The sequence below is a fragment of the Candidatus Synechococcus spongiarum SH4 genome (assembly GCF_000586015.1).
GTDB classification, from domain to species: Bacteria; Cyanobacteriota; Cyanobacteriia; order PCC-6307; family Cyanobiaceae; genus Synechococcus_B; species Synechococcus_B spongiarum_F.
In genome coordinates this window covers 1-9,492 of sequence record NZ_JENA01000047.1, presented here as the reverse complement: position 1 = coordinate 9,492, position 9,492 = coordinate 1, and the positions used below count along the sequence as shown (strand labels likewise).

General features: G+C 64.9%; 14 protein-coding genes. 9 read left to right on the top strand and 5 right to left on the bottom strand.

Going from position 1 to position 9,492, the window contains the following annotated elements; translation table 11 throughout:
• Both BG35_RS0103665 and BG35_RS10100 read left to right on the top strand, forming a co-directional pair.
• The coding region (locus tag BG35_RS0103665) for a chorismate pyruvate-lyase family protein (protein WP_025781758.1) at positions 1-369 on the top strand (369 nt) is incomplete at its 5' end.
• 317 nt (positions 370-686) lie between these two features.
• Positions 687-1,190 carry a hypothetical protein gene (locus BG35_RS10100; protein WP_152535154.1) on the top strand — a complete coding sequence of 168 codons (504 nt, stop codon included), beginning with the start codon at positions 687-689 and terminating at the stop codon, positions 1,188-1,190.
• 48 nt (positions 1,191-1,238) lie between these two features.
• Here the strand turns inward: BG35_RS10100 and BG35_RS0103655 are convergent, their stop codons facing one another.
• The 3 genes from BG35_RS0103655 to ndhC all read right to left on the bottom strand — a co-directional run bounded on the left by BG35_RS0103655 (position 1,239) and on the right by ndhC (position 2,985).
• Positions 1,239-1,778: an NAD(P)H-quinone oxidoreductase subunit J gene (locus tag BG35_RS0103655; protein WP_025781756.1), complete on the bottom strand. Its 540-nt coding sequence runs from the start codon at positions 1,776-1,778 to the stop codon at positions 1,239-1,241.
• The gene (locus tag BG35_RS0103650) at positions 1,775-2,536 is read right to left on the bottom strand and encodes an NADH dehydrogenase subunit K (protein WP_025781755.1); all 762 of its coding nucleotides are present in this window, start codon (positions 2,534-2,536) and stop codon (positions 1,775-1,777) included. The genes BG35_RS0103655 and BG35_RS0103650 overlap by 4 nt, the downstream gene beginning before the upstream one ends.
• 86 nt (positions 2,537-2,622) lie before the next feature.
• Positions 2,623-2,985: an NADH-quinone oxidoreductase subunit A gene (gene ndhC, locus BG35_RS0103645; RefSeq protein ID WP_025781754.1), complete on the bottom strand. Its 363-nt coding sequence runs from the start codon at positions 2,983-2,985 to the stop codon at positions 2,623-2,625.
• A gap of 129 nt (positions 2,986-3,114) precedes the next feature.
• Between ndhC and BG35_RS0103640 the strand changes: the two genes are divergently transcribed.
• From BG35_RS0103640 to BG35_RS0103615, 6 genes are all read left to right on the top strand, one after another.
• A complete protein-coding gene (locus BG35_RS0103640) occupies positions 3,115-3,576 on the top strand; it encodes a rubredoxin (protein WP_373276962.1) in 462 nt (153 codons plus the stop codon).
• A gap of 53 nt (positions 3,577-3,629) precedes the next feature.
• Entirely contained in the window at positions 3,630-4,649 is a 1,020-nt protein-coding gene (locus BG35_RS0103635) for a photosynthesis system II assembly factor Ycf48 (protein ID WP_025781752.1), read from the top strand.
• A 90-nt stretch (positions 4,650-4,739) separates the two neighbouring features.
• On the top strand, positions 4,740-5,000 hold the full coding sequence (gene psbE / locus BG35_RS0103630) for a cytochrome b559 subunit alpha (RefSeq protein WP_025781751.1): 261 nt from the start codon (positions 4,740-4,742) through the stop codon (positions 4,998-5,000).
• Positions 4,997-5,140 carry a cytochrome b559 subunit beta gene (gene psbF, locus BG35_RS0103625; protein WP_025781750.1) on the top strand — a complete coding sequence of 48 codons (144 nt, stop codon included), beginning with the start codon at positions 4,997-4,999 and terminating at the stop codon, positions 5,138-5,140. Before psbE ends, psbF begins: the two co-directional genes overlap by 4 nt.
• A gap of 14 nt (positions 5,141-5,154) precedes the next feature.
• Positions 5,155-5,274 carry a photosystem II reaction center protein PsbL gene (psbL, locus tag BG35_RS0103620; RefSeq protein WP_025781749.1) on the top strand — a complete coding sequence of 40 codons (120 nt, stop codon included), beginning with the start codon at positions 5,155-5,157 and terminating at the stop codon, positions 5,272-5,274.
• A gap of 21 nt (positions 5,275-5,295) precedes the next feature.
• Positions 5,296-5,493 (top strand): photosystem II reaction center protein J, encoded by a 198-nt coding sequence (locus BG35_RS0103615; protein ID WP_025781748.1) that lies wholly within the window; start codon positions 5,296-5,298, stop codon positions 5,491-5,493.
• On the opposite strand, the gene hisS is transcribed toward BG35_RS0103615, so the two are convergent.
• On the bottom strand, positions 5,469-6,794 hold the full coding sequence (gene hisS / locus BG35_RS0103610; RefSeq protein ID WP_025781747.1) for a histidine--tRNA ligase: 1,326 nt from the start codon (positions 6,792-6,794) through the stop codon (positions 5,469-5,471). The genes BG35_RS0103615 and hisS overlap by 25 nt on opposite strands.
• Positions 6,795-6,821: 27 nt before the next feature.
• A complete protein-coding gene (galE, locus tag BG35_RS0103605) occupies positions 6,822-7,895 on the bottom strand; it encodes a UDP-glucose 4-epimerase GalE (RefSeq protein ID WP_080688008.1) in 1,074 nt (357 codons plus the stop codon).
• Between the two features lie 41 nt (positions 7,896-7,936).
• Here galE and BG35_RS0103600 point away from each other — a divergent pair.
• On the top strand, positions 7,937-9,492 hold a 1,556-nt coding region (locus tag BG35_RS0103600), incomplete at its 3' end, for an AIR synthase related protein (protein WP_051506131.1).

The window sequence follows — 9,492 nt, the reverse complement described above, 5'->3', positions numbered from 1 at the left end:
CTCCCCGACGAGGTGGCTGAACTGAGCGGTCCGTTGCTGAGACGGCGGGTCTGGCTGCGCTGCGGCGTGGAAACCCTCATGTGGGCTGAAAGCTGGTGGAATCAGCAGGATGCCCAAGGCCATCTCCGGGACCTGCGCCAGCCCATCTGGGCCAGCCTGAGCCAGGATCGGGTGGAGTTGTTCCGGGAAGTGGACGGCCTGGGGCAGGTGGAAAGCGAAGCCTTGGAGCAGCGGTTTTCCGTCTCCAGCCCCCTTTGGTGCCGCCACTATCGTTTTTTCAAGGGGGGACGGGTCCTCACCGTGATTCGAGAGGTCTTTTCCCCCGCCCTGGAAACCTATCTGGGCAGCAGTTCCATGGCCCCATCCTGATCCTGATCGGTTGAGATACAGCAATCACCCGATTCCTGTTTATTTTGAGTATTGAACGAGATTTTAGCATCAAGTACGCAACTAATTGCATAATAAATCTCTAAACTTAATGATAATTAACCTTTTTAACGATTCACAGCTTTTCTGGAAAGAATCTGAACTTTCCCCCATTCATGTTGTCAGCTTCCAGGGAAGGAACAAGCCTTTGTAAAGCTTCGCTTCTCATCCTAACCCTCCTGCAGACATCAATGCAAAGCTTCTCCCCCTCGCATCCTCCATCTCCCACCGCTCCCACCGGCCACAAAATCTGGCTCACCTTGACGGAGCTTGGCCGACACTTCGGCATCTCCGCTGTCCACTGCGGTCATCACCTCAGCCAAGCCGGGCTGCGGGACAACGATGGGCTGCCCCTCCCCCAGGCCATTGATCAAGGCTACGCCTACAAACGACCCGAGCAGAACGCCAACCGCAGCGTACTCTGGAATTACGATCACTGTAGCGGCATCCTGCGGCAGCATGGTCTGAACTCCGTTGAGGAGCAGCGGCTGGTGGAGCAATGGGCCGATCTCCTGGAAGCCCTGCACGTGGGATCGCCAGCCATTCTTCTCACCCCCCAGGAAATGGCGGATTCGGATATGCCCCATCACATCCGCGATTGCGTGAACCGGCGCCTTGCCGCCCGGGGCAGCCAACTGCGCATCAGCAAGAAGGACACCCAGGCCGGTCTGGCTTCTGGAACCGAGGCTGCCGTGGGCGAGTCGGAAGCAGGGAATCGCTTCCAGGAAAATCCTCTCCGGATGTACCCATTGGCTGCGGCTTAGCTGAGGCGTTGTGGCTTGGGACAGGCGGGAAACCACAGGATGCCCCACTCAATAGGCATCCTGCATTTCGTAGAAATCCGGCTGCACATAGTCCTTGCGTAAGGGCCAGCCTTGCCAATCCTCCGGCATCAGCAGCCGCTTGGGATGGGGATGGCCCTCGTAGCGGATCCCGAACATGTCGAAAGATTCCCGCTCCTGCCAGTCCGCGCCCCGGTACAGGCCGTAAAGGGATGGGGCAACGGGGGCCGACCGGTCGTGGAACACCTTAAGGCGAACCTCCTCCACGGAATCTCCCCCGGTGAAACCACCCATCTTCACCAAGTGGTAGAAGCTCACCAGGCAGCGCCCCACCCCTTCGTCGTAGGCGCCCTGGCATTGTAGATAGTCAAAGCCCAACGCTTGCAGGGCCGTGGCCACGGGCTCCAGCGCCCCTGGCTCCACGGCGATGGTCTCCACCCCCAGGTGATCCGGATCCAGCACCCGATGGTCCAGGCCCCGACTACGCAGCCGCCGGCTGATGGATCCCGGCTCAGGCTCCGGGGGCGCCTCCTTGGGGGTATCTGGAGAGGAGGAGGTGTTTTCACTCATGGGCTGGGTTGTTCTGCAGACGTGGAGGCATCAGGGCTGGCGGGCAGGGGTTCGGACCGGGACCGCTCCATCTCCGCCAGGGAAGGCGCCTGGGAGGCGGCCAGGGCAGCCTGCTGGCTCTCCGCCTGAAGGTAGCGTCCCGACACTGCCGGAGCCACGATTTTCATGGCATGGGACACGGTGCAGTAGCGATGGGTGGGCAGCGTGTTTCCCCGTTCCGCCACGGATTCGTTGGCCACCTTCTTGCGCAGCTTGACGACGGCGTCAAAAATAGCCTCCGGTCGGGGCGGGCAGCCGGGAATATAGAGATCCACGGGGATGAGCTTGTCCACCCCCCGCACCGCCGTGGTGCTGTCGGCGCTGAACATGCCCCCGGTGATGGTGCAGGCCCCCATGGCGATCACGTATTTGGGCTCGGGCATCTGCTCGTAGAGGCGCACCAGGGCGGGAGCCATCTTCATGGTGATGGTGCCGGCAGTGATGATCAGGTCCGCCTGCCGCGGCGAGCTGCGGGGCACCAAGCCAAAGCGGTCAAAGTCGAAACGGCTGCCAATCAGAGCGGCAAACTCGATAAAGCAGCAGGCGGTGCCGTACAGCAGAGGCCAGAGGGAGGAAAGGCGGGCCCAGTTGTGGAGGTCGTCCAGGGTGGTGAGGATGACGTTCTCGGAGAGATCACGGGTCACCTGGGGCTTGCCCACGGGATTGCAGGCATCCTCCCGCAAGCTGCGCACCTGGGCGAGTTGCCCTGGCGGAACCATGGGCTGAACGGTGGACGGTGAAACTGATGGGGGCATCACAGGGCTGGATCAGGGAAACGGTGGGTAGGGTGGAGAACCGCCTGGAATCATGACCACTCCAGGGCCCCCTTGCGCCAGGCATAGGCCAGGGCCACCACCAGGATGGAAATGAAAATCAGGGCCTCCACAAAGGCCAGCAACCCCAAACGATGAAAGGCCACGGCCCAAGGGTAGAGAAACACCGTCTCCACGTCAAAGACCACAAACACCAGAGCAAACATGTAATAACGGATATTGAACTGGATCCAGGCGCCCCCCTGGGGCTCCATCCCCGACTCGTAGGTGGTGGTCCGCTCCCCCTGGCGACGGCGGGGGCTGATCAACTGGTTGGCGACCAGCGCCAGCACCGGCGCCGCTGCCGCGGTCAGGAGAAAACCCAGAAAGGCGTCATACCCGTCGAGAACAAACATCGGCAGCCCTGCGGTGCTTCTGGACTCCAGTCTGACACCACAGAGGACGGAATTGCGGTGCGCCAACCCCAACTGCCGCCTGATTCCGGCAATACAGTCACCTGAGCCCCGTCCGGAGAACAGGCGCCCATGTCATCCAACCCCAACTCTGCCTCGCCATCGCCACCAGCCCCGGGGGATCCCAATGCCGCCGGGGATGCCCCGACCGCCGGTGTCCGACGGCCACGCATCACCCGGGCCGCAGAAGCCGAGGCCATGGCCCGGCAACTGGAGAGTGATCCCGGAACCCACAACTATGAATGCCGCAGTTGTGGCTATCGTTACGACCCTGCCGAGGGTGTGGCCAAGCTGGGCATTGCCCGGGGCACCCCGTTCACCGCGTTGCCGGACGACTTTCTCTGTCCTGTCTGCCGCAGTCCCCAAGCTGCTTTTGTGGACGTGGGTCCCCGGAGCCGACCCAGCGGCTTTACCCAGAACCTGGACTACGGCCTGGGGGTCAATCGCCTGACCCCAGGCCAGAAAACCATTCTGATCTTCGGCGGTCTGGTGCTCGCCGCCGCATTCCTCTTATCGTTCTACTCCCTCCACTGACCGGCCGGCATCTCCCCGCTGAACACGCCCCACCCTTTCTGTTGTTCCATCCCATGTCCCGTCTGCTTCGCTCTCTGCTCAGCCTGTTGCTGGTCTGTGGTCTGCTCGGCGGCTGCGTCAGCACCAGGCTGGCCACCGCCGCCGAGAGCCCCTGGCAAGCCATCCCCCTGAACACCCGCTCCAGTGGTCTGGACCTGGCGTTCAGCGACGAGAACCATGGCATTCTTGTGGGCAGCAACCGCCTGATCCTGGAGACCAGCGATGGCGGCCGGTCCTGGCAGGAGCGCAATCTGGATCTGCCCGCCGAGGAGAATTTTCGTCTGATCAGCATCGACTTCGCCGGGAATGAAGGCTGGATCGCGGGTCAGCCGGGTCTGGTGCTGCACAGCACCGACACGGGCCGGACCTGGAGCCGTCTGCTGTTGACCGGCAAGCTGCCGGGTGATCCCTATCTGGTGACCGCCCTGGGCCCGGACCGGGCGGAGTTGGCCACCAGTGTGGGCGCCGTTTACCGCACCGATGATGGGGGCGGGCATTGGACGGCCCTGGTGGAGGATGCCACCGGCGCAGTGCGGGATCTGCGGCGGGACAGGATGGGGGGCTACGTGAGCGTCAGCAGTCTGGGGAACTTCTACGCGGACTGGCGCCCTGGCGAGACGGTCTGGACCCCCCATCAGCGCCCCAGCAGCCAGCGGGTTCAAGCCATGGGTTTTACCCCCTCCGGCCATCTCTGGATGGTCAATCGGGGCGCCCGGATCCGCTTCCCGGACCCGGAGTCCACCCCCACAGACACGGGCGACCCCGCCTTTGGCGATGCCGTGATTCCCATCACCAACGGCTACGGCTACCTGGACCTGGCCTGGGCGCCGGACGGCAGCATCTGGCTGGGGGGTGGTAACGGCACCCTCCTGTCCAGCCGGGACGGCGGGACAACCTGGTTGAGGGATCCCGTAGGTCAGCAGCAGCCCAGCACTTTCACCCGCATTCTTTTTGTCGGCGACGGCAAGGGCTTTGTGCTGGGGGAGCGGGGCAACCTGCTGCGCTGGGCCGGAGCGGCGGACCGGGTTGGCTGAGAGGTGTTACAACTGGCCGGCAAGATGGCTATTGATACCCCTGGATGGAACCTTTCTTGCGTACACTTTGGCAGCGAGTCGTAAAAGGCCATGGCTGCCGGTTCCACCGGGGAACGTCCTTTTTTTGAGATCGTCACCAGTGTGCGTTACTGGGTGATCCATGCTGTAACCCTGCCGTCCATCTTCCTGGCCGGGTTTCTCTTTGTTAGCACCGGTCTGGCGTATGACGCCTTTGGGACCCCCCGTCCCAATGAGTACTACCTCAGTTCCGAGGTGCGGCCTCCAGTGGTGAGCGACCGCTATGACAGCAAACTGCAAATCGACGAGCGCCTGAGCACCCCCGCCCCATGACTTCCAGCCTAAACAACCCGGGCCAAGCGCCCCGCGTCTATCCGATCTTCACGGTCCGTTGGTTGGCGGTCCATGCCTTGGCGGTGCCTACGGTGTTCTTCCTGGGCGCCATTGCCGCCATGCAATTCGTTCGCCGCTGAGCCCCCATACACCCATGGAACGCAACCCCAACCCCAACACGCTTCCGGTAGAGCTCAACCGCACCAGCCTGTTTCTGGGCCTGCTGTTTGTCTTCACCTGCGGCATTCTCTTCTCCAGCTACTTCTTCAATTGATCCGAAGCCCTTCTTCTTCCCATGAGCAAGTCCCTGCAAGGCCCTGACGGTCGTGTTCCTGATCGGCTTCCCGATGGGCGGCCGGCGATTCCCTGGCGCTCCCGCTGGACGGAGGGTGCTCTGCCCCTGTGGATTGTGGCCACCGCTGGGGGAATGGCGGTGATTTTCGTGGTGGGCCTGTTCTTCTATGGGGCCTACACGGGCGTTGGCTCCGCCTGAGATTGGGCCCGAGGCTCACCGTTCAGCAACCGACCCACAGTTCCGGATGCTTCCGCAGCGGGCACGGTCCACTCTTCTCCCATGGCCAGGCCTGAGCCCCGTTGCTGCGGGGTTTGATGCAGCCACTTCAGTTTCACGACGCCGACCTGGGCCTCCTGCTCCCCGATGATCACCGCCAGTCCTCCTCCCGTGCGGTCGGCCCGCTTGAATTGGCGGGCAAAGGCGGCGCCGGAAAGGTCCAGTTCCACATGGAGATTGGCCCGCCTCAGTTGTCGCGTCAGCACGAGGGCGCTCACCTGGGCGGTATCGCCCCGGTTCAACACCACCACCTGGGGAGGGGATGCCTTCACCTGCTGGGCCAGCAGCAGCACCAAGCGCTCAACCCCCATGGCCCAACCCATCCCCGCCGTGGGAGGGCCGCCCAGCATGGCCGCCAAGCCGTCGTAGCGACCACCGCCACAGACCGTGGCTTGCGCACCCAGTTGGTCACAGGTGATCTCGAAGGCCGTGTGGGTGTAGTAGTCCAGGCCGCGCACAAGCCGGGGCTGGAGAACAAAGGGAATGTCCAGGGCCTGAAGCAGTTGGCAGACCCGGTCAAACCGCTCCCGGCTCCCCTTGCCCAGGGTCTCCAGAAGCTGGGGCGCCCCACTGAGCAGGTGCTGTGTGGCTTGGTTCTTGCTGTCAAGAATGCGCAGGGGGTTGGAGCCCAGGCGGCGCCGGGAATCCGGGTCCAGTTCATGGGCCCGCTGCTCCAGCCAGCCCACCAACTGCTCCCGATAGCAGCGGCGATCCTCGGGGGTTCCCAGGGTGTTGATCTGCAACTGCAGTCCCTGAACCCCCAGATCCGCCAGCAGATCCCAGGCCAGGGCAATGGCGTCCACGTCACTGCGTTCATCGGCAACCCCCAGCAATTCCAGGCCGATTTGATGGAACTGCCGCTGCCGTCCCGCCTGGGGTCGCTCATACCGGAACATGGGTCCCATGTACCACAGCCGCTGGGGCCCCTGGCTGAGAAGACCGTGCTGAATGGAGGCCCGCACCACGCTGGCGGTGCCCTCAGGTCGCATGGTGCAGGAGCGCCGACCACGATCCTGGAAGGAGTACATCTCCTTGCCCACCACGTCCGTGGCTTCTCCGATGCCACGGGCAAACAACGCCGTGGCCTCCAGCAACGGCGTGCGGATTTCCCCCACCCCGGCATGCTGGAAATGTTGCCGGGCCTGGGCCTCCACCTGTTGCCAGACCATGGTTTGCGGGGGCAACAGATCCACCATCCCCCGTAACGCTTGCAGCCGTTCCAACGCCTTGCCCGAGACTGACCCCATGTTCTACGACGTCTTCGGCTCCGGGGTGGGTCCGGTTACCGGACAGCCGGTTGCCCGACAGCCATGGCGGCGCTGATGCCAGATCCAGGCATGGCGCACCATGGTGGCGAGTTGGGACAACCGGGGCGACCAGCCCAGTTCTCGCCTGGCCTTATCTGCGGCCGCCACCAACACCGGCGGATCACCAGCGCGCCGCGGCGCCGCGGATACCGGCAGGGGGCATCCCGTCACTGCCGCCGCCGCCCCAATCACCTCCCGCACGGAATGGCCCTGGCCTGTGCCCAGGTTGTAGATGCGCACCGCTGGCCGCTGGTCGGACGCCTGCCGGCGAATGGCTTCCAGACCCAGCACATGGGCCTCTGCCAGGTCTGTCACGTGGATGTAGTCCCGCAGGCAGGTTCCATCCGGCGTGGGGTAATCATCTCCGTAGATCGTTAATGGCCCGGGGCGTTTGCCGCCCATGGTGTGCAGCACCCTGGGAATCAGGTGGCTCTCCGGCGTGTGGTCTTCGCCAAGGTCACCGGCGGGATCGGCTCCAGCCGCATTGAAGTAGCGAAAAATCACCGCGGGCAGACCGTAGGCAGCGGCAAAATCCCCGATCAACATCTCCACCATCCATTTGCTGCGACCGTAGGGACTGATGGGCTGCTGGGGGCAATCCTCGGTGATGGGCATGCGCTCCGGGTGGCCATAGGTGGCGCAGGTGGAGGAAAACACCAGGGGCATCGGCGGCGTGTTGCGTCGCCGGGCTTCCTGAACCATGGCCTCCAGCAACACCATGGTGTCCCCCAGGTTGTTGCGGTAATAGGAGGCCGGGTCCACAACGGACTCCCCCACGGTGGCGTAGGCGGCAAAGTGGAGCACCGCTTCAACGTGCTGCTGGGTCAGGATGGTCTGCAACCGTTGGCGGTCCCCCAGTTGGGCCACCACCAGCGGCGCCTGCAGCACCTGTTCCACCAGATCACGATGACCATGAACCAGGTTGTCCAGCACGATGGGGTCATGGCCGGCGTTCTGAAGCGCTCGAACCGTGTGGGAGCCGATGTAACCACCGCCACCGGTCACCAAAACGCGCATTTGTGCTGGGACAACATGATCCATGTCCATGGTAGAGCAGCGTGGTGGAAGCCTCCGGCATGATGACCGCTGCCCGTTCCGGCGGTCAGCCCGGCGGTCAGCAGTTGATGCTGGCGGGCGGTGGCCACAGCCATGCCCTGGCGCTGCGCCACTGGGCCATGGGTCGCTGGCCCCTGCCCCCCGCCACAGCCGTCACCCTGGTGAGCCGCAGCGGCGCCAGCCTCTACAGCGGTCTTATCCCCGCGGTCCTGGCGGGTCAGGCCCGCCCCGGCGCCTGTGTGATTGATCTTCGCCGTCTCTGCGCCGCGGCAGGGGCGAGCTTCGTGCAGGGGGAAATCACCGGTCTGGATCTTGAGCGGCGGCAGCTTCATCTCCACAGCCCCCTGGGAACCCCATCGACGGCATTGCGTTCTCTCCGTTGGGATTGGCTGAGCCTGGACGTGGGCAGCGTGACCGCAGCGCCGGCCGGGGTGGCCGGCCTGCCCGTTCGCCCCCTGGAGCCTTTCCTGGACTGGTGTGACCACCTGCCTGCTGCGGTGGAGGTGATGGGCAGCGGCGCTGCTGCGGTGGAGGTGGTTCTGGCTTTGGCGGCCCGCTGCCGGCGCCACCGGCAGCCGTGCCGTCTCAGCCTGCGCACCGCTCCAGGTGGTCTACGGCTGGGCAGCGACCCACTGGCGCGCCGCCTGGAGCAGATGGTGCAGGCCCGGGGCATTGCCGTCCGCCCCATGGCCCGCCATGATCCGGCCCCCCCTGACCGCGCCACGGTGCTGTGTACCGGTAGTCGTGGCCCGGCCTGGCTCCAGGACAGCGGCTTGCCCTGTGATGGGCGGGGCCGCGTTCTCACCCATCCCACCCTTGTGGCGCAGGGCCATGGGCGGATCTTTGCGGTGGGGGATTGCGGAGTGGTGGCCGCCGCCCCCCGTCCAGTCGGGGGTGTATGGGCGGTGCGGGCCGCCCCTGTGCTGGCCCGGAATCTGCAGGCTGCTCTTCGGAGCCAACCCTTGCGGTGCTGGCGGCCCCAGGCCCATGGTCTGGTGCTGTTGGGAGACGGGCAAGGGGGGGCCGTTGCCCAGCGGGGACGGTTCTGGCTGGGTCCCCATCCATGGCTCTGGCGGTGGAAGCAGCACCTGGACCACCGCTTCATGGCCATGGTGAACGGGATGAACGGCGGCGGCGCCATGGCGGCGGCCGCCACACCAGCCCCCCCGCAACCCATGGCCTGCCGCGGCTGCGCCGCCAAGCTCCCGGCCCAGCCTCTGAACAACGCCCTGACACGGATCTACGGCGCCCTCCCCCAGCCCCGGGACGCCAGTATCACGGCCCGCATCCCCCCGGACCGGTTGCTCCTGGCCAGTGTGGACGGGTTCCCGGCCCTGGTGAGCGATCCCTGGCTCAACGGACGACTTACCACCCTGCACGGAGCCAGTGATCTCTGGGCCAGCGGCGCCTGCCTGGAGGGGCTCCAGGCGCTGGTGACCCTGCCCCGCTGCGGCGCCCCCCTGCAGCAGGACCTGTTGGCCCAGTGCCTGGCCGGGGTGCGCGCCACTGCCCGGCAGTTGGGGGCTGAACTGCTGGGGGGCCACAGCCTGCAAGCCCT